23 protein-coding genes are annotated in these 21,614 nt (G+C 70.3%); 13 read left to right on the top strand and 10 right to left on the bottom strand.

The features are described from left to right. Positions 1 to 41 precede the first annotated feature (41 nt). The 5 genes from KIH27_RS13220 to KIH27_RS13200 all read left to right on the top strand — a co-directional run bounded on the left by KIH27_RS13220 (position 42) and on the right by KIH27_RS13200 (position 6,486). Positions 42 to 602, top strand: a complete 561-nt coding sequence (locus KIH27_RS13220) for a GNAT family N-acetyltransferase (protein WP_214093415.1) — start codon at positions 42 to 44, stop codon at positions 600 to 602. Positions 603 to 651: 49 nt separating this feature from the next. After that, a complete protein-coding gene (locus tag KIH27_RS13215; protein ID WP_214093414.1) occupies positions 652 to 1,401 on the top strand; it encodes a thioesterase II family protein in 750 nt (249 codons plus the stop codon). After that, complete coding sequence (locus KIH27_RS13210) at positions 1,398 to 2,687, top strand: beta-ketoacyl [acyl carrier protein] synthase domain-containing protein (RefSeq protein ID WP_307856873.1); 1,290 nt, start codon at positions 1,398 to 1,400, stop codon at positions 2,685 to 2,687. Before KIH27_RS13215 ends, KIH27_RS13210 begins: the two co-directional genes overlap by 4 nt. Beyond that, positions 2,684 to 5,656, top strand: a complete 2,973-nt coding sequence (gene nbtC, locus KIH27_RS13205) for a nocobactin polyketide synthase NbtC (RefSeq protein WP_214093412.1) — start codon at positions 2,684 to 2,686, stop codon at positions 5,654 to 5,656. The genes KIH27_RS13210 and nbtC overlap by 4 nt, the downstream gene beginning before the upstream one ends. Positions 5,657 to 5,730: 74 nt before the next feature. Beyond that, positions 5,731 to 6,486 (top strand): SDR family NAD(P)-dependent oxidoreductase, encoded by a 756-nt coding sequence (locus KIH27_RS13200; protein ID WP_214093411.1) that lies wholly within the window; start codon positions 5,731 to 5,733, stop codon positions 6,484 to 6,486. 10 nt (positions 6,487 to 6,496) lie between these two features. Here the strand turns inward: KIH27_RS13200 and KIH27_RS13195 are convergent, their stop codons facing one another. Both KIH27_RS13195 and mbtG read right to left on the bottom strand, forming a co-directional pair. After that, positions 6,497 to 6,712 carry an MbtH family protein gene (locus KIH27_RS13195; RefSeq protein WP_214093410.1) on the bottom strand — a complete coding sequence of 72 codons (216 nt, stop codon included), beginning with the start codon at positions 6,710 to 6,712 and terminating at the stop codon, positions 6,497 to 6,499. Next, positions 6,693 to 7,979, bottom strand: coding sequence for an NADPH-dependent L-lysine N(6)-monooxygenase MbtG (gene mbtG, locus KIH27_RS13190; RefSeq protein ID WP_214093409.1), 1,287 nt, complete (start codon positions 7,977 to 7,979; stop codon positions 6,693 to 6,695). Before mbtG ends, KIH27_RS13195 begins: the two co-directional genes overlap by 20 nt. 158 nt (positions 7,980 to 8,137) lie before the next feature. Between mbtG and KIH27_RS13185 the strand changes: the two genes are divergently transcribed. Beyond that, positions 8,138 to 9,679, top strand: coding sequence for a (2,3-dihydroxybenzoyl)adenylate synthase (locus KIH27_RS13185; RefSeq protein ID WP_372451372.1), 1,542 nt, complete (start codon positions 8,138 to 8,140; stop codon positions 9,677 to 9,679). Between the two features lie 6 nt (positions 9,680 to 9,685). Here KIH27_RS13185 and KIH27_RS13180 read toward each other — a convergent pair whose 3' ends face one another. Together KIH27_RS13180 and KIH27_RS13175 are read right to left on the bottom strand one after the other, a co-directional pair. Beyond that, positions 9,686 to 9,955 (bottom strand): metal-sensitive transcriptional regulator, encoded by a 270-nt coding sequence (locus KIH27_RS13180; protein ID WP_214093407.1) that lies wholly within the window; start codon positions 9,953 to 9,955, stop codon positions 9,686 to 9,688. Between the two features lie 43 nt (positions 9,956 to 9,998). Further along, positions 9,999 to 11,354: a salicylate synthase gene (locus KIH27_RS13175; protein ID WP_214093406.1), complete on the bottom strand. Its 1,356-nt coding sequence runs from the start codon at positions 11,352 to 11,354 to the stop codon at positions 9,999 to 10,001. A gap of 181 nt (positions 11,355 to 11,535) precedes the next feature. On the opposite strand from KIH27_RS13175, the gene KIH27_RS13170 reads away from it, so the two are divergent. Beyond that, on the top strand, positions 11,536 to 11,727 hold the full coding sequence (locus KIH27_RS13170; protein WP_214093405.1) for a hypothetical protein: 192 nt from the start codon (positions 11,536 to 11,538) through the stop codon (positions 11,725 to 11,727). A gap of 13 nt (positions 11,728 to 11,740) precedes the next feature. Here the strand turns inward: KIH27_RS13170 and KIH27_RS13165 are convergent, their stop codons facing one another. Next, positions 11,741 to 12,229 (bottom strand): hemerythrin domain-containing protein, encoded by a 489-nt coding sequence (locus KIH27_RS13165; protein WP_214093404.1) that lies wholly within the window; start codon positions 12,227 to 12,229, stop codon positions 11,741 to 11,743. Continuing rightward, positions 12,229 to 13,221, bottom strand: a complete 993-nt coding sequence (locus tag KIH27_RS13160) for a Rieske (2Fe-2S) protein (protein ID WP_214093403.1) — start codon at positions 13,219 to 13,221, stop codon at positions 12,229 to 12,231. The genes KIH27_RS13165 and KIH27_RS13160 overlap by 1 nt, the downstream gene beginning before the upstream one ends. A gap of 506 nt (positions 13,222 to 13,727) precedes the next feature. Here KIH27_RS13160 and KIH27_RS13155 point away from each other — a divergent pair. Next, positions 13,728 to 14,018, top strand: a complete 291-nt coding sequence (locus KIH27_RS13155; RefSeq protein WP_214093402.1) for a hypothetical protein — start codon at positions 13,728 to 13,730, stop codon at positions 14,016 to 14,018. Positions 14,019 to 14,035: 17 nt separating this feature from the next. Here KIH27_RS13155 and hemW read toward each other — a convergent pair whose 3' ends face one another. The 3 genes from hemW to KIH27_RS13140 are packed head-to-tail and all read right to left on the bottom strand — an operon-like array spanning position 14,036 to position 16,211. Then, positions 14,036 to 15,208, bottom strand: a complete 1,173-nt coding sequence (gene hemW, locus KIH27_RS13150; protein WP_214093401.1) for a radical SAM family heme chaperone HemW — start codon at positions 15,206 to 15,208, stop codon at positions 14,036 to 14,038. Between the two features lie 38 nt (positions 15,209 to 15,246). Continuing rightward, on the bottom strand, positions 15,247 to 15,666 hold the full coding sequence (locus tag KIH27_RS13145; RefSeq protein ID WP_214093400.1) for a transglycosylase family protein: 420 nt from the start codon (positions 15,664 to 15,666) through the stop codon (positions 15,247 to 15,249). Continuing rightward, positions 15,663 to 16,211 (bottom strand): Rv1363c family protein, encoded by a 549-nt coding sequence (locus KIH27_RS13140; RefSeq protein WP_307856872.1) that lies wholly within the window; start codon positions 16,209 to 16,211, stop codon positions 15,663 to 15,665. The genes KIH27_RS13145 and KIH27_RS13140 overlap by 4 nt, the downstream gene beginning before the upstream one ends. 162 nt (positions 16,212 to 16,373) lie before the next feature. Here KIH27_RS13140 and KIH27_RS23290 point away from each other — a divergent pair, with 162 nt between their 5' ends. The 5 genes from KIH27_RS23290 (at position 16,374) to KIH27_RS13120 (ending at position 20,338) form a co-directional block, all read left to right on the top strand. After that, positions 16,374 to 16,472: an Ms4527A family Cys-rich leader peptide gene (locus KIH27_RS23290; RefSeq protein ID WP_372451370.1), complete on the top strand. Its 99-nt coding sequence runs from the start codon at positions 16,374 to 16,376 to the stop codon at positions 16,470 to 16,472. A gap of 109 nt (positions 16,473 to 16,581) precedes the next feature. Then, positions 16,582 to 18,267: a nitrite/sulfite reductase gene (locus KIH27_RS13135; RefSeq protein WP_214093399.1), complete on the top strand. Its 1,686-nt coding sequence runs from the start codon at positions 16,582 to 16,584 to the stop codon at positions 18,265 to 18,267. After that, a complete protein-coding gene (locus tag KIH27_RS13130) occupies positions 18,264 to 18,968 on the top strand; it encodes a phosphoadenylyl-sulfate reductase (RefSeq protein WP_214093398.1) in 705 nt (234 codons plus the stop codon). Before KIH27_RS13135 ends, KIH27_RS13130 begins: the two co-directional genes overlap by 4 nt. After that, positions 18,965 to 19,672 carry a sirohydrochlorin chelatase gene (locus KIH27_RS13125; RefSeq protein ID WP_214093397.1) on the top strand — a complete coding sequence of 236 codons (708 nt, stop codon included), beginning with the start codon at positions 18,965 to 18,967 and terminating at the stop codon, positions 19,670 to 19,672. The genes KIH27_RS13130 and KIH27_RS13125 overlap by 4 nt, the downstream gene beginning before the upstream one ends. An 81-nt stretch (positions 19,673 to 19,753) precedes the next feature. Next, positions 19,754 to 20,338 (top strand): HdeD family acid-resistance protein, encoded by a 585-nt coding sequence (locus KIH27_RS13120; protein ID WP_214093396.1) that lies wholly within the window; start codon positions 19,754 to 19,756, stop codon positions 20,336 to 20,338. 10 nt (positions 20,339 to 20,348) lie between these two features. Here KIH27_RS13120 and KIH27_RS13115 read toward each other — a convergent pair whose 3' ends face one another. After that, complete coding sequence (locus KIH27_RS13115; RefSeq protein ID WP_214093395.1) at positions 20,349 to 21,581, bottom strand: PPE family protein; 1,233 nt, start codon at positions 21,579 to 21,581, stop codon at positions 20,349 to 20,351. Positions 21,582 to 21,614: the final 33 nt, after the last annotated feature.

Here is a 21,614-nt window from a genome sequence, read left to right as displayed (position 1 = left end):
AGGCTAACCATCGGTTTCGATCGGGTCGGGAGGCAGCCGGGATGGACACGCAGGACCTGCAGGAGCGTCGGCTGACGCTGGACCTCCCGGGCCTGTCCGGGGCGTTCACGTTGCGGGCGCTCGACATCGCGCAGGACCTCGATCTGCTGCACGCGTGGATGAACGACCCCGAGGTGGCGCAGTTCTGGCACAAGGCGTGGCCACGCGACCAGATCGAGGCCTACCTGCGTGAACAGCAGGACACCACCCACTCCACGCCGTACGTCGGCGCGCTGAACGAGGTTCCGATCAGCTACTGGGAGCTGTACCGCGCCGACCTCGACCCGCTGGCGCAGCACTACGCCGCCCGCCCGCACGACGCGGGCGTGCACTTCCTGGTCGGGCCGGCCGAGTGCCGCGGGCGCCGGCTCGCCGCCGACCTGCTGCGGGCGGTCGCCGGCTGGCAGCTGGACGCCGACCCGCTGGCCACCCGGGTGGTCGGTGAGCCCGACGCCGGCAACGAACGGCTGATCAAGACGGCGGAGTTGGCCGGATTCCACCGCGCCGGGATCCTCGAGCTCCCGCACAAGCGCGCAGCGCTGCTGATCCGCGATCGCGAGTAATGTTAGCCTTCGCTAAGTTCAACGGGGTTGTGTCGGAGGAAGGTCGGGGATGGCGCGGGTGGTGAGCTGGGTCCGGCGGTTCCACCGCCCCGCGGCTGACGGTCTGCCCACCCTGCTGGTCTTCCCGCACGCCGGGGCGGGCGCCTCGGCGTACCGGGACTTCGCCAAAGCGCTCAGCGCGCACTTCACCGTTCTGGTCGTCCAGTACCCGGGCCGCCAGGACCGGGCGGCCGAGCCGGCGTGCACGTCGCTGGCGGAGCTGGCCGCCGGCGCTTTCGCGGACTTCCAGACCTCCGAGCACAACACCGGCACCCCGCTGGTGACGTTCGGGCACAGCATGGGCGGCCTGGTCGCGTTCGAGTTCACCCGGCTCGCCGACGCCGCCGGCCTCCCGGTGCGCGGGCTGACCGTCTCGGCGGCCGTCGCGCCGTCGCGGGTCGCCGCCAAACCCCCGCACCCGACCGGCGACGACGAGATCCTCGCTCACCTGGCCGGCCTGGAGGGCACCGATAGCGCGGTGTTCGCCAACCCCGACCTGATGCGGCTGGCGCTGCCGGCGATCCGCGCCGACTACGCCGCGTTCGACGCCTACAGCTGCGCCGACGGCGTCACGGTGGCCGCCCCGATCCGGGTGCTCGGCGGCGATGCCGACCCCTACGTCACCCTGGCCGACCTGTACGGCTGGAACGGCCACTCGCCCAGCGTCGACATCACCGTGTTCGACGGCGGTCACTTCTTCCTGCGCGACCACCAGTCCGCGGTGGCGGAGTTGCTGATGTCGTGCGGGCAGCCCGCGTGACCGATCCGGTCGTCATCGCGGGGCTGGCCGTGGAGGCTCCCGGCGGCATCGACACCCCGGCGGCGCTGTGGACCGCGCTCACCGAATCCCGGGAGCTGATCGGCCCGCTCCCCCGCGACCGCGGCTGGCCGCTGGACGACCTGCTGACGCTGGACCGGATGGACGGTTGGGGGCGGGTCTGCGACGCCGGTGGATTCCTTGATGACGCAGCCTCATTCGACCCCGGCCTGTTCGGGATCACGGTGCGTGAGGCGCTGGTGATCCAGCCGCAGCAGCGGGTCGCGATGCGACTGGCGTGGAAGGTCCTGGAGAGCTCCGGGATCAACCCGGCCACGGTCAGCGGCGCCGAAGCCGGTGTGTTCATCGGCATCTCGCCGATGGAGTACGGGCCGCGGGTGGCGGTGGCCGACGAGCACACCGGGCACCGGATCACCAGCCTCGGCCAGTTGGGCGCCGCGGGCCGCATCTCACACAGCCTCGGCCTGACCGGGCCGTCGATCAGTGTCGACACCGCGTGCGCGTCGTCGCTGACCGCGCTGCAACTGGCCTGCAACGCCGTGGCGTCCGACGAGGTGGAGTGGGCGTTGGCCGGCGGCACCTGCGTGATGGGTTCGCCGGCAGCGTTTTACGAGTTCTCCCGGCTCAACGGCCTGTCGACCGACGGGCACTGCCGGGCCTACTCCGACTGCGCCACCGGAACCGTGTGGGGTGAGGGCGCCGCGCTGGTGCTGATCGAACGGCGTTCGCGGGCAACCCGACTCGGCCACGACGTGCTCGGCGAGATCCGGGCGGTGCGCACCAACCACAACGGCGCCGGCCAGCCGATCCTGGTTCCCCGCCTGCAGGCGCAGCGGAAGCTGATCGAGAAGACCCTGTCCGCGGCCGGTGTCGACGGCGCGGACATCGGGATGATCGAAGGCCACGGCACGGCAACGCCGATGGGCGACCCGGTGGAGTTGTTGGCGCTGGCCGGAACCTACGGCGCCGCCGGCAGCACCGCGAGGATCGGTTCGATCAAATCCAACGCCGGGCACGCCCAGGCCGCCGCCGGCATCCTCGGCCTGGCCAAACTGCTGCTGTCCGGCCGGCACGGCCGCATCCCACCCACCCTGTTCGCCGACCGGCCCACCACCGAGGTGGACTGGGCCCGCACCGGTCTGCGGTTGGCCGACACCACGCAGCCCTTCCCGGCTGTGGACGGCATGCACTACGGGGCGGTGTCGTCGTTCGGGGCCGGCGGCGCCAACGCCCACGCGATCATCGCCATGCCGGAGGTGCGACCGTGAGCCACCGACTGCCGGACGGCACCGTCCCGGTGCTGGTCTCGGCCGCCAGCCCTGACCTGCTGCGGGCCGACGTCGCGGCGCTGCTCCACTACCTGACCGAGCATCCGGGTGTGACCCCGGATGCCGTTGCCGCCATGCTGTTTCGCACCCGTGACGTCCGGCGGCACCGCACGGTGGCGCTGGTCCGCGACCGTGCCGAACTGCTCACGGCTTGGCAGGCGGTGGTCGACGGCCGCGATCACCCCGGGGTGCACTTCGCCGTCGCCACCGCCGGGCGGGTGGGGTTGGTGTTCCCCGGCCAGGGTGGGCAGCGTCCGGGGATGGGCCGGCTGTACTACGACACGGTGCCGGCCTACCGGGCCGAGGCGGATCGTTGCGCGGCGGCGTTCCCGGCGGCCCCGCTGCGCTATCTGCTCGACGACGACTGCCCGGACACCGGCCGCGCCGGACTGGTGCAGCCGGCGCTGTTCATCCAGATGGCGGCGCTGGCGGCGATGTGGCGCGACTGCGGCATCGCGCCGGCGGCGGTGATCGGGCACAGTCAGGGTGAGATCGCCGCCGCCTACGTCGCCGGTGCGGTCACCCTCGACGACGCCGCGCGGGCCGTCATGGTGCGGGCTGCGGCGGTCGACGCCGCGGCCACCGACGACTTCGCGATGGCCGTGATCGCGGCCGATCAGGATCGCTGCACCGCCGCACTGGCCGGGCAGCCGGGGTGGGCGGAGGTGTCCGTGGTGAACTCGCCGGGGCTGACCGGCATCTCCGGCGATCGCGACACGGTTGCCGCCGTGGTGGATTCGTTCACCGCCGCCGGAACGTTCGCCCGGTTGCTGCGGGTCGGCTATCCGGCGCACACCAGCTGGATCGACCGGATCGGTGACCGGGTGCTGGGGTTGCTGTCCGCGTCGCTGGAGCAGCCGAGGTTCGCCGACACCGGGATCAGCTGGTTCGGCGGTACCCTGGGTGGCCCGGCCGATCCCGAATTGTCCGCCGCACAGTATTGGCTTGCGAACCTGCGCAACACCGTTCGCTTCGACCGGGCGGTCGCGGCCGCTGCCGCGGATCGGGTGTCGACGCTGGTGGAGCTCTCCGAACACCCCACCCTGCAGTTGGCCGTCGAGGAGAACCTGGCCGCGGCCGGCGTCGACGGCCTGGTGGTCGGCACCTCGGAGCGCACGGCGGCCGATCTGTCGGCGTTCAGCCGCAACCTGATCCGGGTGGCACTGCGCAATCCGGCGTACCGGTGGGAGCTGCTGGCAGGCGAACCCGCTGGGGTGCCGACGCGGCCGCTCCCGGACTTCCCCACCAGCGCGATGAGCCGGATGCCACTGTGGCTGCCCTACGACAGCGGCCCGGCCCAACCAGCCCAACAGAACCGCCAACCGGAATCCGGGACACCCCGGCTGCTGATCGAACGCTGGGACCGGCTGACCCGCCGATCGCTGACCCCGCCGCGCTCGCTCGGGCTGCTCGACTGGACCGGGCGCTGCGCCGACCTGGCCGACGGCCTGTGTGACGCGGCCGCGGATCTGGGTGCCACCGCCCGCCGAATCGAATCCGGCAGTGGGGATTACCCGACGCTGGTGGTATTCGTCCCGGCGGATGCCGACACCGACGCGGTGGCGAGGTTCTTCGTCGACCGGCCCTGGGCGGATGCGCTGACCGCCGCAGTCACCGACTGCTGGCTGGTGACCGTCGGTGGTGAACCGGTCGGTGAGAACACTGCGCCGTGCGCGGGAGCAGCCGGTATCGCCGCCGGGTTCCGCAGCGTCGGCGCCGAACATCCCCGGGTGGCGTTCCGGCATCTGGATCTGCCGATCGGTCCGATCGACCCGACCGCGGTGATCGCGGCCCTGCACACCGCCGGCGAATCGGAGTTGGCGCTGCGCGACGGCGCGCTACACGTCAAACGGATCGTCGAGCCGCCCGCGGAAACCGAAGGCGGTGCGGCTCCTCCGCCGGATCACGCGCTGATCCTGGGCGGCACCGGCAATCTCGGCCTGGAGTTCGCCGAGCACTTCGCCCGGCTCGGCGCCCGGCGCCTCACGCTGGTGAACCGATCCGGTGCCGCCGGTGAGCGCGTCGAGCGCCTCCGGGCCGCAACCAAGACGGCGGTCGACGTAGTGGCCTGCGACATCACCGACCCGGCCGCGACCGCTGAATTGGCCGACCGCTGCCGGGACGCCCCGGTGGATCTGATCGTGCACGCGGCGATGGCCTACCGGGATCTGGACTCCGCTGCGATTACCGCCCCGGATGCGGCCGCGATGCTGCAGACGAAGGTCGTTGCAGCCCAGCACATCATCGACACGGTGCCGCGGACCGGGCACTGCCGGGTGCTGCTGTGCTCATCGCTGGCGGCGACGATCGGCGGCCGCGGGCAGGTCCTGTACGCGGCGGCCAACCGGATGCTCGACGCGCTCGCCGATCACCTGCGGGCCGACGGCGTGGACTGCGTCTCGGTGCAGTGGGGGCAGTGGTCGACGCTGGACCTGTCCCCGGCGGGCTTCGCCAAGCTGACCGCGACCGGGATCCTGCCGATGCCGCCCCGCGATGCACTGGCGGTGGGGCTGAATCGGTTGCGACGCAACACGGTGGTCGCCGCGTTCGATCTGACGCGCGCTCGGCCGGTGTTGAGTGCCTACGGGTACGGCCTGCTGCTGGCGGACCTCGACCCCGACGGCGACGCCGACCTGCCCGCAGCATCACCGGCTCCCCCGATGCTCACCGGTGGTGATCTCGAAGATCGCCTGCTGCACCTGCTCGCCGGTGCCATCGGAGTCGAGAACGTCGCCGACATCGACACCGGTCTGCCGATGGTGGCGATCGGTCTGGACTCGTTGCAGGCGCTGGAGTTTCATCGGCGGGTCAAGGCCGAACTGGATCACGACCTCGCGGTGGCCGATCTGCTCGGCGGTGCGTCGATCGCGGACGTACTGGGCCGGATCAGGGCGTCGGCCGGCGGCTGACGCCCGGCGTCCGCATTGTTCTTAGATCCGCTAATCTTGGGTTTCGGAAGCCCTCGACGAAGGAATCAATGCCCATGTCGGATCATGCCCCCCTGCAAGGCCTGTCGGCGATCGTCACCGGTTCTGGACGCGGCATCGGCGCCGCGACCGCCCTGGAGTTAGCCGGTCGCGGTGCGCGACTGGTGCTGAACTACCTCAACAACGCCGACGCCGCCGGGAAGGTCCGCGATCAGATCACCGCGGCCGGCGGCGAGGCCGTCGTCGTGCACGCCGATGCCGGCACCGAGGAGGGCGCGGCGGCCCTTGCCGACGCGGCGATCTCGACCTACGGCGGCATCGACATCCTGGTCAGCAACGCCGGACCACTGTTTCGGCCCATCCCCATCATCGAGATGACCTGGGCTGATCTCGGCGGCAATCTCGATGCGGACATGAAGTGTGCGTTCTTCAGCACCAAGGCGGTGCTGCCCACGATGATCGAGCGCGGACGCGGCCGCATCGTCTACGTCGGGTCGGCGTCGAGTCGCCGACCGTCTCCCGGGGTGGCCCACCACGGCAGTTCCCGCGCGGCCATCGCGGCGTTCGCCCAGTATGTCGCGGTCGAGATGGGCCGGCACGGCATCACCTCGAACGTCGTCGCCCCCGGCATGGTGCAGACCGACCGGACCGCCAACTTCGGCGATGTCACCGCGCACATCGGCGCGATGACGCCGGTCGGCCGGATCGCCAGGCCCGAGGACGTCGCGCGCGCCGTCGCGTTCTTCGCCGGTGACGCCGAGGGCTTCTACACCAACACGTACTTCCCCGTCGACGGCGGCATGACGACCTGACGCAACCGCGTCAGTCGCCGGTCATCGCCTCCCGCAGGCTCGCCGGGCGCATGTCGGTCCAGTTCTCGTCGACGTAGGCCAGGCAGCTCGCCCGGCCGCCGGGGCCGAACACCACCCGCCAGCCGGCCGGCACCTCGGCGAACTCCGGCCAGAGGCTGTGCTGGCCCTCGTCGTTCACCAGGACGTGGAAGACGCCACTGTCGTCGTCAAACGGATTGGTACTCATGGCTTCTCTCGATCGGGGCATCCTGGTCCGTTGCCCCGGCCCCCAGGATGCGGTCGGACAGCAGCCCCAGGCAGCTCAGGTTCGGGAAGCCCGGTCCCTCGTTGAGCCCGGACAGGTTGGGCAGGAACAGTTTCGGTGCGACGCCGCCGACCGCCAGGTCGTAGTCGATCGCCTCCTCCAGGCGTTCACCGGTGAGCGGCCCGCCCACCGCCGACTCCAGCGTCCGGGTCGCGTCGCCGTCCAGCAGGCTCAGGAACCACAGCGGGTCCGCGCCGGACCCGTCGATCACCAGGTCGAATCCGTGCTCGCTCGGCACGCACTCGCCGTGCCGGTCGGTGCGCAGGGTGACCCAGACCCGGCCGTCACGATCGGTCACGTCGGCGACCCGGCCGCGCAGATGTTCGATCCGCTCGTCGGCCAGCAGCGACTCCTGCACCCGCGCGGAGAACACGCCGCGGTCGCACCGGGCGATGCAGTCCCGCCGCTCCGGGCGGGTCAGGCCCCGCCAGTTCGTCGGGTCGGAGAACAGTGAGTTCTCGAAGTAGCCCTCACCGCGGGTGAACAGCGTGGCCTGCGGGGCGATCGCGGTGATCGTCGAAACCCGGTGGTGGAAAAGCTCGTTGAGCATCGATGCCGCGGTCTCTCCGCCGCCGATCACCGCGACACTCTCGGCGGCGATCCGCTCGGAGGCCGAGGCGGCCCGCCAGAACTGCGCGATCGACAGCACCCGCGGGTCGCCGGAGAGCATGGACCGCTCCGGCTGACCCGGGCCGGTGATCATCAACTGGTCGGCCGCCAGCCGGGAGTCCCTGACGTCGAGCAGCCAGCGCGCGCCGTCGATCGAGGCCCCGGTCAGCTCCCCGGACACGACTCGCAGGCCGGCGAGATCGGCGACCCAGCACAGGTATTGCGCCCAGGTGTCGTGGGCGGGTGCCGGGCGGCCCCGGTCGATCCACCCGACGAACTGACCGCTCGCCACCAGATATGACTGCCAGCTGAACCGCATCATGGCGGCGTCCAGTTCGGCGTTGCGCCCGGGCGCCAGCGTCGATCGGTAGGGGAAGCCGACATCTTTCTCCGGACTGGTCCCCAGCCGCTGCCGCCCGTCGGTCCAGCCGCCTTCGGCACGCCAGTTCGCCGCCACGCCGCTGCGCTCGACGGCGACGACGTCGACGGTCTCGACGCCCAGCTCACGCAGCGCGGCCGCTTTCGCTGCGACCGCCACCGCTTTGGCGCCGGCCCCCACGACCGCCAAAGTCGGGCTCACGAAGCCGCAACCGTTGTGTTCAGCGGACGGGAAACGCGGTGGCCAGCACCCACAACCGCACCTCCCCGATTAGCCCAGGCTGCCCTAACTTTGTGTACGCTACACGACGGCTCCGCACCGGGGTCGGAGCACCCGTGGGAACCGAGAGGATGTGCCGAATGTCCGTCGTCACCGGCTTCGTGCCGTTCCCGGCCGACCGGGCGGAGCGCTACCGGGCGGCCGGCTACTGGGCCGGTCACAGCCTCGACGAGTTGCTGCACCGGACCGCCCAGACCCGCCCCAGCCACGCCGCCGTCATCGACGCCGCCGAAACCCTGAGTTACGCCGAGTTCGACGCGCGCGTCGACCGGGCGGCCGGCGGGTACGCCGCGCTCGGCGTCGCACCCGGCGATCGGATGCTGCTGCAGCTGCCGAATTCCTGCCGGTTCGCGGTGGCGCTGTTCGGCCTGCTGCGCGCCGGCGCCGTCCCGGTGCTCTGCCTGCCGGGGCACCGGTCCGCCGAACTGAGCCATTTCGCTGAGGTCAGCGGGGCCGTCGGGATCGTCGCCGACACCGGCGTCGAACCACTGGGGCTGCGGCACACGGTGATCGACGACGAGCCGCTGCCGCCCGGCGAGCCGCCGCAGGTGGCCGTCGACCCGCGATCGCCGGCGCTGCTGCTGGCGTCCGGCGGCACGACCGGCCTGCCCAAGCTGATCCCCCGCACCCACGACGATTACGTCTACAACGCCACCGCCAGCGCCCGGCTGTGCCGGCTGACCGGGGACGACGTGTATCTGGTGGCGCTGCCGGCCGCGCACAACTTCCCGCTGGCCTGCCCCGGTCTGCTCGGGGCGATCAGCGTCGGCGCCACCACCGTGTTCACCGCCGACCCCAGCCCGGACGCCGCGTTCGGCGTCATCGACCGGCACGGCATCACGGTCACCGCGCTGGTGCCGACGCTGGCCCGGCTGTGGGCGCAGGCCTGCGACTGGGAGCCGGTGACACCGCGGACGCTGCGACTGCTGCAGGTCGGCGGGGCCAAACTGGCTCCCGAGGACGCCCGGTTGGTCCGCACCGCCCTCACCCCGGGCCTGCAGCAGGTGTTCGGCATGGCCGAGGGCCTGCTCAACTTCACCCGGCTCGACGACGCGGCCGAGGTGCTGGAGACCACCCAGGGCCGGCCGCTCTGCGACGCCGACGAGGTGCGGGTGGTCGACGAGTCCGGCGCCGACGTGCCGCCCGGGGCGGAGGGCGAACTGCTGGTGCGCGGCCCGTACACCCTGAACGGTTATTTCAACGACGACGCCGTCAACCAGCGGTCGTTCACCGCCGACGGCTTCTTCCGGTCCGGGGATCGGGTGCGCCTGCTCGACGGCGGTTACCTGGAGGTCACCGGCCGGGTCAAAGACGTCATCCACCGCGGCGGTGAGAGCGTGGCGGCCGCGGACCTCGAGGACCATCTGCGCACCCACCCCGGTGTCGCGGCGGTGGCCGCGGTCGCGCTGCCGGATCCGCATCTGGGTGAAAAGATCTGTGCCGCTGTGGTTTTCCGGGCGGAGCCGGTGACGATAGCCGAGTTGAACCGGCATCTGGAGCAGCGCGGGGCCGCCACGCACACCCGCTGCGACGCGCTGGCGCCGCTGCCGGCGCTACCGGTCACGGCGTTCGGCAAGGTCGACAAGAAGGAGATCGTGCGCCGGATCCTCTACGGCCGATAGCCGGGGTCAGGCCAGCGCGAGGAAGAGCTTCTCCAGCTCGTCTTCGGAGATCGGCTTGCCGCCGTCGCTGGACTCGCCGCTCAGGCACTCCCGCAGCCCGCTGGCCACGATCTTGAAGCCCGCCCGGTCCAGCGCTCGTGAGACCGCGGCCAGCTGGGTGACCACGTCCTTGCAGTCGCGGCCGCTCTCGATCATCGAGATGACCCCGGCGAGCTGACCGTGCGCACGGCGCAGCCGGTTCACGACGGCCTTGACGCTGTCTTCGTTGCCTACCACATCAGATCCTCTCCACGAGGCCCCTATCATACCCTGGCGGGTATCACAGCGGCGGCGCGACGTGTCGCGGCACCAGGTACGGCGCCAGCGTGGCCAGCTTCTCGCAGGTCTCCTCGAACTCCCGGTCCGGGCGCGACGCGGCGACAACGCCGGCGCCGGCCCGCAGCCAGGTGCGGCCGTCGCACTCATAGGCCGCCCGCAGTGTCAGCGCGGCGTCCAGGCCCCCGTCGGCGGAGAACGTCACGACCGCACCGGAATACAGTCCCCGCGGCGACTCGTCGAGCCGCATGATGGCGTCGATCCCGGCGGCCTTGGGAATGCCCGACGCGGTGACCGCGGGGAACAGCGCCTCCAGCGCGTCCATCCGGTCGCGGGCCGCGTCCAGTCGGCCGCAGACGGTCGAACCCAGGTGCTGCACGCTGCCGCGCTCCCGCACGCCCATGAAGTCGGCCACCGCCGCGGTGCCCGGTTCGGCGATCTCGGTGACCTCGGCCATCGAGGTGCGCACCGAGATCGCGTGCTCGACGATCTCCTTGTCGTCGGACTCGAGGTCCACCCGGGCGGCCCGGTCGACGGCGGCGTCCCCGGTGCGCGCCCGGGTCCCGGCCAGCGGCTCGGTGATCACCGTGCCGTCGGCGCGCACCTCGGCGACCAGTTCGGGGCTGAACCCGAGCGCCCGGATTCCGCCCAGCCGCAACAGGAACGAGCGCACCGGTGTGTTGTGCCGGCGGCCCAGCCGGTAGGTCGCCGGGAAGTCGAGGGCAAACGGCACATCGACGGCCCGGGACAGGATCACCTTGCGGTAGCGTCCGGCGGCGATCTCGGCGATCGCTGTCGCCACCCGCGCCCGGTAGTCGGTGTGGTCGGCGTCGACCGGCACCGGCCGGGGCGCGGCGCACGATGGCAGACCGTCGGCCAGCAGCCGGTTCAGCAACGCGACGTGGTGTTCATCGGCGCCGGTCAGCTCGACCCGATCGGCGGTGACGACCATCCGCATGCGCGGCCAGAACACCCGGGCCAGCACGGTTCCGACGGGCAGCCGGTCAGCCAATCCGACGCGGTAGGCGCCGAATTCGAAGGCGACCCAGCCGAACAGCTGGTCGGTCTCCAGCAACAATCGGTCGACCGCCTCGCCGAGCGCCGCAGCGGCCCCGCCCACCCAGTTCTGCCGCTGCACCACCCCGTCGCGTACGACGCGCAGTTCGTCACTGTCCAACTCGATCGCCGCGCGCACCCCGCAGGCCAGCGTCCAGGTTCCGCAGCGTTCGTAGAGCAGATGCTCCTCACGCTCCCCTAGCGCCGCGGCCAGCGCCGCCGCAACGTCTGCCGGCGCGATATCCGCGGGCAGTGGGACCGACACCGCATTCCCCGAGACTGTTTCGACGCCACCCCTCAGCACGGTTAGTAAATGTAGCCTAACCTATGAACGCACCGCGACCCGGTGTGGTCGCACCCCGTCCGGTCACCGAATGTTGGTGCGTCGTTCACGCACTCGCCCACCATCGGCTACCTTTCACGGTCGGTGCCGCAGTACGCTCACCGACAACTTTCCGGCATCGTGCACTGAAAGGACTCCCATCGTGTTCGTGATTCGCATGCTCGACGGCGAGGAGATTCACGTCACCGGGTCCGACCGGCTGGTCATCGCCGACTCGGGGGTGCTCACCGTGCACCGCAGTGAGCGGCACGGCGACGTCACCACGCACTACTCGCCGACCGCCTGGCGTTCGGTGACCCACCGGGTGAAGCGCGGCATCGGCGGCACCCCCTAGCGGTAGCGTCCGCTCAGAACACCCCGAGCAGCGCAGCACGCGCCTTCACGTGCATCCGCTCCAGCTTGGAGTTTCGCAGCCGCACCATCTCCGCAGCCATTCGGGCGCCCAGGTCCTCCAGTTCGGTGGCGGTCAGATCGACCGGGGCCGGCGGGGGGATCAGGTCGCGTTCCTCCTCGTCGGCGTGCGCTTCGAGCACGGTGAGAAAGGAATCCCACTCGGCCACATGGTGCGGCGAGTGCGCCGGGGTCCGCAACGCGACCGCCAACTGGTCGTAGATCTGCCGGTGCTCGGCGTGCGCGACCGCGATCAGCTTGCTGGCCGCCGCCAGCGCCGGGTAGTAGATGTCGTCCTCGATGCGCATGTGGATGTTGAACTCCTGCAGCAGCTCATCGAGGATCTTCTGGCGTTCGACGGACCCGACCGGCGCGGCTTTGAACCGGGTCCCCAGTCCGCGCAGCACGTCGTGGTGGTCCCGCAGGACCTGGTAGGCGTCACTCATCAGGCGATCTCCTCCTGCTCTGAAATCTCAACGGAATTCGGCGATTTCGGGGCCAGGTACTTCTCCCGGGCCACCCCGAGCGGCGTCGGCGCACCGTCGCGCAACTCGACCTGGCCGTCCCGCACCCGCGTCTGGTAGCAGGGCAGCGGCGCGGCGGCCGGGCCGCGTACCACCGCGCCGGTCTGCACGTCGAACTGCGAGCCGTGCCACGGGCAGACGACCCGGCCGCGGTCGAGCCAGCCGTCCTCCATCGGCGCGGCCAGGTGCGGGCACAGGCCGGCGAACGCCGACACGGTGTCACCGTCGCGGCACAGCACCACACCCACACCGTCGACGTCGACCCGCTTGAGCTTCTGATCGGCCGGCAACTCCGCCGCCGGCAGCACCGGTGTCCAGTCGTGGATGCGCAGCCGGTCACCGGACTGGTCCATGCCGATTCCCGATCCGAAGACCAGCGCACCACCCAAAAAGCCGCTGCCACTGGTGATGCCGTAGCCGATCGCACTGGTCACGATCCCGCGCAGTCGGCGGCCCCGGCGGCGGTCCCGCCAGGACTGGATGTACAGGCCGGTCGCGACGAGGTTCAGCACGCCGTGCACCATCCCGATCCGGCGGTCCTGTTCGTGGGTGTGCTGCCAGTCGGTGACGCCGGTGGCCGCGGACGCGAAGTTGGCCAGGATTCCCAGGCCCAGTGCATGTTCGGCGAACCGGGACGCGTCGAGGGTCGAGGACTTCCCGGGCAGCAGGCTCAGGGCGTCCAGGGCCACCGTCGTCCCGATCGCACCACTGGTCAGCGACGCCAGTGGCGGATGCACCGGATGCCCCAGCCACACACCGTTCAGCGCGTTGGTGACCTTGTTGCGCGCACCCCCGAATGCGTTGAATCCGAAGCTCAGCACGTTCTCCAGCCGATAACTGGGCCGGTCCAGCCACTCCTGCCGGCCGAGGAAATCCAACACCCGACCGCCCGCGCCGTGCGCCCGTTCACCCATCACTTCCTGCCCTTCGTCAACTCGTCTCGGCCCCGGCGCCGCACAGCACCGGGTGAAGAAGTTATTTCTCCGCACATGCGGATTGTCGCGGCGCGCATCGGACAACACCGCGGCCCGTGTCTCGTCGCCATCCGGCCCCCGGCCAGCGGCGGCGAGACACGGCTATATGTCCCGTTTTCCCAGCTGCAACCGTTGTCGACTACAGCTCGACATGACGAGATATCACGTCGTCGAAGGTCAGAGTATCGTACTTCGACAGATATGCAACTGCGGATTTCGTACCAGGATTAAATCCTCATCTGCTGTTGATCATCCGGGTCGTTCCACGCGTCAGCGGAGCGGGCTACTCGCCTGGCGTTCGGGGATCCACCGGGTGCAGCGCGACATCGGCGGCGGCCGCTAGCAGGTCGCGTCGATCTGTCGATCGTGTTACGGCCGTTCACGATTCGATATCGGTACGCACACGAGGGTTGGCAGCCGTACCGGCGGCTACCGAGCATGGTCTTATGACGACCTTAAGAAAGTTCGTTGGAGCACTGTTCGTAGCCGGTGCGGCCGCGGCGATCACCGTCGCACCGACCGGCATGACACTGATGGCCGCGCCGAACCAGGCGGTCATCGCCCAGCCGCACGGCGCCGGCGGCCCGGACGGGAACGGCGGTGGCGGCGGCTGCGGCAATGACCGCGGCTGGCAGGGCTGCGGCGGATTCCTGCCCGGCCAGGGCGGTTTCGGTCACGGCTGCATCGGCAACGTCTGCGGCAGCTGGGACGGCGCCCGCGGCTGGTTCAGCGGCTGACCGGACGGGTCAGCCGGCTATCCCAGCACCGAGCGGACCACCGCGTCGGCCAGCAGCCGGCCGTGATCGGTGAGCACCAGGCGGGCACCGTCGGAGAACACCAGCCCGTCGGCGACGGCGACCTCGGCCCGCTCACGCTCACCCGCGTCGAGCAGCGACAGCGGCAGGCCGTCGCGCATCCGCAGCCGCAGCATCACGTCCTCGGTGTGCCGGTCGGCGTCGGACAACTTCTCGAAGCCGGTCACCGGCAGCAGTCGCTTTCCGAGCAATTCCGAATAGGCGTTCGGGTGCTTGATATTCCACAGCCGTAGGTCACCGATGTAGCCATGCGCCCCCGGCCCGGCACCCCACCACTGCCCGCCACCCCAGTAACCCAGGTTGTGCCGGCACTGCCCACCGGGACGGCTCCAGTTCGACACCTCATACCAGTCCATCCCGGCCGCCCGCAGTGCCGCGTCAACCAGTTCGTAGCGGTGCGCCAGCACATCGGGATCCGGCGCGGGCAGCTCCCCTTTGCGCACCCGGCGGGCCAGCGCGGTGCCGGGCTCCACGATCAGCCCGTACGCCGAGACGTGGTCGACGCCGGCTTCCAGGGCAGCGTCCACCGAGCGGGCGAGATCGTCGTCGGTCTCGCCGGGGGTGCCGTAGATCAGGTCGATGTTCAGGTGCTCGAATCCGGCTGCGCGCGCCTCGCGTGCCGCGGCCACCGGCCGCCCCGGCGAGTGGATCCGCTCAAGCACCGCCAGCACCTTCGGTGACACCGACTGCATGCCCAGCGACACCCTGGTGAAGCCGGCCGCCCGGATCACCTCGAAGAACTCCGGCGATGTCGATTCGGGGTTGGACTCGGTCGTGATCTCCGCATCGGGTGCCAGGGTGAAGTTGGCCCGCACCGCGTCCATCACCCGGACCAGCCGCGTCTCACCGAGCAGCGACGGTGTTCCGCCACCCAAAAACACCGTGCTCACCGTCGGTGCCCCCAGCCGCGCCGCGGCCAGTTCCAGTTCGACGGTCACCGCCGCGACCCAGCTGTCGGGGTTGGTGCCGCCCAGTTCGGCAGGGGTGTAGGTGTTGAAGTCGCAGTAGCCGCAGCGGGTGAAGCAGAACGGCACATGGATGTACAGCCCGAACTGCCCGCCGGCCCGCAACTCCAAGTCGGGCAGGTCGACAGCGGTCGGGGTGAGCGTCATGAGGCCCGATCATCCCACGCCGCCCACGCCGGGGCCGGTCAGTACGCCTGGGTGCCCGCGCCTTCGGCGTCCTCGATCAGCAGGTTGAGGTAGTGGGTCAGCGATCCGACCGGGGCGCCGGTCACCGCACCGGCGGGGCCACCGCCGCCGTCGGCGCCGCGGGAGGCGCAGGACGGCCAGGCGCCGGGACCCTGTTTGGACATGATCTGCTGTGCGACCGCGATCTGCTGCTGTTCGCTGGCCTGCGACGGCAGGCCGACCCCGCCGTTGGCCGCCCAGGTCGCCTCGCTGATCTGCAGGCCGCCGTAGTCACCGTTGCCGGTGTCGGCCGCCCAGTTCCCGCCGGATTCGCATTTGGCGATCGCCTGCCAGTTGATCGGGTCGGCGCTGGCCGCGCCGGCCAGATCCGCGACCCCGAACACCAGCACGGCGGTCGTCAGCACTGTGAGGTTCCTCATAGCAGTTCCACCCTGCTCGCCAGCCAGCGCCCACCGACGTGGTCCATCGTCATCCGGATCCGGCTGCGGTCGATCACCGGCTGCGGGTTGTCCGCGTTGCGCACCGCCTGGTTGACCAGCAGCACCACCACCACCTGATTTCGGGTGGCGGATTTGATCACCGCCTCGGTGACGTGTCCGCGGGCACTGGCCTTGCTGTCGACCAGCGCCTGCCGCAGCCGGGCACCGGATCGCGCGTGCCTGCCCTGGAACTCCCCGGTCGAACCGTCGGCGATACCGGCGAGGTTCGCGTCGACGTTGTCGGCGTCGATGTCGGTCAGCCGCAACACGTATGCCTCCGCGGCCGCCAGCGCCTGCTCCCCGGCGAGATGGGTCTCGTAATGCTGCACGGCCACCCAACCGCCGCACCCCACCGCGGCGAGCAGTGTCAGCACCGCCAGCCACCGCCGGATCACCGCCCGCCCGTTGATCCGCGGCTGCGGTTCGGGAACGGGCGGGGGCAGCGGCTCCCATGCCGTCTCCCACGCGTAATCCACCACACTCACGGCCACACCCGCCTTCCGATCAGTCGTCCCCCGCGGCGACTGTGCTCCGCCGTCGGCTCGGCCCGACCGCCTCCCCGACGAGCCCGAATCGAGTTTCACGCACGCTGATCACAACTTCGCCCCGGTAAGGAAGATTTTGGGTATCCATGGCATAATTGCCGGGTGACTGCCGCCCACTGCACCGAATCCGGTGTCGCTCTTGTTGCCCGGCGGCATATCGATCTCAAGCGTGTCTGCAGCTGTTGCTGTCTGCCTTGTTGACGTAGGCCCACCCAACTGCACTTTCCCAGCTGGCTGTGAGGATCTGCGCAGCCGGACACCCCCCGGTTGATTGCGTGGTCCAGCCAGCTCCTTTGTGAAGGAGAACCGTATGACTGTCACCCCGCCCGCCCCGGCGAAGTCCAGTCGCCCGAAGCGCAGCGAGGCGCAGTGGGCGCTCGGCGAGACCGAGCCGCAGAACGCCAACGAGCAGTTCAAGCTCGACGACCCGGCCCTGAACGTCAAAGCCCGGATCCTCGACGTCTACTCCAAGCAGGGGTTCGACGCGATCAGCGCCGACGACCTGCGCGGCCGGTTCCGCTGGATGGGCCTGTACACCCAGCGTGAGCAGGGCTACGACGGCAGCTTCACCGGCGACGAGAACGCCGACCTGCTCGAAGCCAAGTACTTCATGATGCGGGTGCGCTGCGACGGCAAGGCGCTCTCCGCCGAGGCGGTGCGCACGCTGGGGCAGATCTCCATCGACTACGCCCGCGGCACTGCCGACATCACCGACCGGCAGAACATCCAGTACCACTGGATCGAGATCGAGAAGGTCCCGGAGATCTGGGACAAGCTGGCGACGGTCGGCCTGCAGACGATGGAGGCCTGCGGCGACTGCCCGCGTGGCATGCTCGGCTCCCCGCTGGCCGGCGAGTCCCTCGACGAGGTGATCGACCCGTCGTCCGCGCTGGACGAGATCGTCCGCCGCTACATCGGCAATCCCGACTACGCCAACCTGCCGCGCAAGTACAAGACCGCGGTGTCGGGCCTGCAGGACGTCGCCCACGAGGTCAACGACATCTCGTTCATCGGGGTGGTGCACCCCGAGCACGGCCCCGGCCTGGACCTGTGGGTCGGCGGCGGGCTGTCCACCAACCCGATGCTGGCGCAGCGCCTGGGCGCCTGGGTGCCGCTGGACGAGGTGCCCGAGGTCTGGGAGGCCGTCACCCGGCTGTTCCGCGACTACGGCTACCGCCGGCTGCGGTCCAAGGCCCGGCTGAAGTTCCTGCTCAAGGACTGGGGGCCCGAGAAGTTCCGGCAGGTGCTGGAGGACGAGTTCCTGGGCCGCAAGCTGATCGACGGCCCGGCGCCGGAGAAGCCCACCGCCACCATCGACCACGTCGGGGTGCAGAAGACCAAGAACGGCCTCAACGCGATCGGGCTGGCCGCGATCTCCGGGCGGGTCAACGGCGAGATCCTGACCAAGGTCGCCGACCTGATGGAGCGGGTCGGTTCGGACCGGGCCCGGCTCACCCCGTACCAGAAGCTGATCATCCTGGACGTGCCCGACGACCAGGTCGAGCAGTTGATCACCGACCTGGACGAACTGGGGCTGTCGGCGCGGCCGTCGGCGTGGCGGCGCAACGTGATGGCGTGCACCGGCCTGGAGTTCTGCAAGCTGGCGTTCACCGAGACCCGGGTGCGCGCGCAGACCCTGGTGCCGGAGTTGGAGGCGCGGCTGGACGACCTCAACGCACTGCTGGACGTGCCGGTGACGATCAACATCAACGGCTGCCCGAACTCCTGCGCCCGAGTGCAGGTGGCCGACATCGGCTTCAAGGGCCAGATGGTCGACGACGGCGACGGCAACTCGGTGCCCGGCTTCCAGGTGCACCTGGGCGGCAGCCTCGGCGAGGACAGCGGCTTCGGCCGGAAGCTGCGCCAGCACAAGGTGACCAACGACGAGATGGTCGACTACATCGAGCGGGTGGTGCGCAACTTCATCCTGGGCCGCGAGCCCGGTGAGCGCTTCGCGCAGTGGACCGTCCGCGCCGACGAAGAAGCCCTGCGATGAGAAGCCGCACCGAGGAACAGCTGCGCGAGCTCGCCGAACGCGGCGCCGCCGAACTCGACGGCGCCACCGCCACCGAACTGCTGGCGTGGACCGACGCCACGTTCGCCGGTGAGTGGGCGGCGGCGTCGAACATGCAGGACGCGGTGCTGGTGGATCTGGCCGCGAAAGTCCGTCCCGGAGTGGACATCCTGTTCCTGGACACCGGCTATCACTTCCCGGAGACGATCGGCACCCGCGATGCGGTGGCCATGATGTACGACGTGCGACTGGTCACCATCAGCGCCGAACAGACCGTTGCCGAGCACGAAGCCGAACACGGCGCGAATCTGTGCGCCCGCAACGCCGCCTTGCAAGGCCGACTGCGCAAGGTCGAGCCGCTGCGCAAGGCGCTGCAGGGCTACTCGGCGTGGGCGACCGGAATCCGCCGGGTGGAGTCGTGGACCCGCGCCAAGGCCCCGTTGATCAGCTACGACGAGCAGTTCGGTCTGGTGAAGGTGAACCCGATCGCCGCGTGGAGCGACGACGAGATGGACGCCTACATCGCGGCGAACGGCATCCTGGTCAACCCGCTGGTCGAGGAGGGTTACTACTCGATCGGCTGCCAGCCGTGCACCTCCAAGCCGGAGCCGGGCGCCGACAAGCGCAGCGGCCGCTGGGCGGGCAGCACCCACACCGAGTGCGGACTGCACGTTCCCTCGTGAGCACCCTGGTCCTGGCCGCGCACGGCAGCAGGGATCCGCGCTCGGCCGCCAACACGCGGGCGATCGCCGGGCATCTGCGCCGGGTCGCCCCGGAACTCGATGTGCACGTGGCGTTCTGCGAGCACAGCACCCCCAACCTGGTCGATGTGCTGGGCGGGCTGACCGGTGACATCACCGTCGTGCCGTTCCTGCTGGCCAGCGCGTATCACGCCCGCACCGACATTCCGGCGTTGGTCGCCGAATCGGGTGCGCGGGTGCGCCAAACCGCAGCGCTCGGCGAAGACGACCGGCTGGTGGGTGTGCTCGGAGAGCGACTGGCCGCCACCGGGGCCTCGCGCTTCGACCCTGACCTGGGCGTGGTCGCCGTGGCGGTGGGCTCGTCGAATGTCGAAGCCAACGCCCGGACTTCACGGATCGCGGGGCGACTGGCCCACGGAACCCGTTGGGCCGGTGTGGAGGTCGCATTCGCCACCGGACCGTCGCCGTCGATGCCGCAGGCCGTGCAGCGGCTGCGGGAGCGCGGCGCCACTCGCCTGGTAATCGCCCCGTGGTTTCTGGCGCACGGCCGGATCACCGACGGAGTCGCAGATTACGCACGCCGGGAAGGGATCCCGATGGCCGAGCCGCTCGGCGCGCACCGACTGGTGGCGGCGACCGTGCTGGACCGGTTCGAAGCGGCGGTAGCAGCGGAACTGGCTGCCTGACAGCGCGATCGTGTCAACGTTGCGAAACAAGTTGGCAAACAAACGTCCGACCGCGGGGCCGCCGGCGTAGCGTCCGGACACATGACTACCACAGCACCGGCTGAATTCGAGGGCCCGCTGCACCAGTTCGCCCGAAACGCCTGGCAGGCACTGCTTGTGCTCGGCGCACTGACCATCGTCTTCGGCGTCGCCATCCTGGCGTGGCCGGGCAAGACCCTGGTGGTGGCCGGCGCCCTGTTCGGCGCCTACCTGGTGGTGTCCGGAATCATGCAGCTACTCACCGCCTTCGGCACCCATCTCAGTGCCGCACTGCGGGTGCTCGCCTTCGTCAGCGGGATCGTGTCGATGATCCTGGGGATGTTCTGCTTCCGCGACAAACTGGAATCGATTCTGCTGCTCGCGATCTGGATTGGAATCGGTTGGGTGTTCCGCGGTGTCACGCTGCTGATCGCGGCGCTGTCCTCGCCGGTCATGCCGGCACGCGGCTGGCAGATCTTCTCCGGCATCGTCATCGCGGTCGGCGGCAGTGTGCTGATCAGCTATCCGTTCGACTCGATCGCATTCCTGACGCTGATGACCGGGGGGTGGCTGATCGCCATCGGGGTGGTGGAAATCATCGACGCCTTCCAGGTCCGGCGGCGGGTCAACACCCTGGCCGAACTCTGACCCGGGGCGCTCACTCGGCGAAGATCCGCTCGCGCTCCTTGGCGAATTCGGTGTCGGTCAAGACACCCGAACCGTGCAGGTCCATCAGCTCACGCAGTTCAGTGGCGATGTCGATCTCCGAATCACGTTCAACCCGAGGCGTTTTGAGCCGCCTCCCAGCGGCCGGCGCCGCATCGCGCCGGGTCTCCCCCAGCCCGGACAGCGCACGGAGCCCGGCCATCCCCGCCAGTGCCGGGACGACCATGTCGGCGTGCTCCCCGGTGTCGTCCCGATCGGCGCTCGAATTGGTGACCGGACGCTCGACACCGGTCGCGGTCGTCCACGAACCGGGCACCGACAGTCCGGACAGCGGGACCGCCTGACCCACGGTCACCGCGATCGGCGTCGCACTCGGTGTGGTGACCGTGGCCAGCACCGACGGGATGCTGGCGCCGGCAGCGGCGATCTCCTTGAGCAGCGTCGCCCCGACCGCACCGGGCAGGTCGATGGCGACCACACCGAGCCCGTCGATCACCACGGCGCCGAACAGACTCAGGCCCAGATGCAACGGAATCAAACCCAGTTCGATGAGCGCACTGGTGGGCAGCTCCGCGCTCGGGCCGGCTGCCGAGCCGCTGCCGGCCTGCGCGGTCAGCTTCGCCAGCATCTGCTGGGCGGTGGTCGCACCCGAGGTGCCGATGCTGCGGCCGACCTCGGCGAGTTCCTCGATCGACCCGGCCGCATCGGCGGTCTGCCCCGGCGGGGTGAACGGCGGCAGTGCGGTGGCGCCGGCCGCGGCTCCGGCGTAGCCGTACATGGCGGTGGCGTCCTGCGCCCACATCGCCGCGTACGCCGTCTCGGTCGCGGCGATAGCCGGGGTGTTCTGGCCGAAGAAGTTGGTCGCGATCAGCGCCAGCAGCAGGCTGCGGTTGGCGGCCACCACCGGCGGCGGGACGGTCATGGCGAAGGCGGTTTCGAACGCGGTGACCGCGGCGTGGGCCTGCACGGCGGTCTGCTCGGCCACCGCGGCGGCGCCGTGCATCCAGGCGACGTAGGGCGCGGCCGCAGCCGACATCGCCAGCGCCGACGGGCCCACCCAGTCGACCGCGAGGTCACCGAGTACCGACTGCCAGCCGTTCGCCGACAGCTCCAGATCGACGGCCAGCCCGGCCCAGGCGGTCGCAGCGGCGAGCATCGGGCCCGCGCCCGGGCCGGAGTACATCCGCGCCGAGTTGACCTCTGGCGGATTCATACCGAAATCCACTGCTGTTCAACTCCTTTGATAGTCCCGACCATC

It is taken from the genome of Mycolicibacter acidiphilus (assembly GCF_018455725.1).
GTDB classification, from domain to species: Bacteria; Actinomycetota; Actinomycetes; order Mycobacteriales; family Mycobacteriaceae; genus Mycobacterium; species Mycobacterium acidiphilum.
The sequence above is the reverse complement of the archived record's forward strand: the minus strand, read 5'-3'. Positions and strand labels throughout refer to the sequence as shown.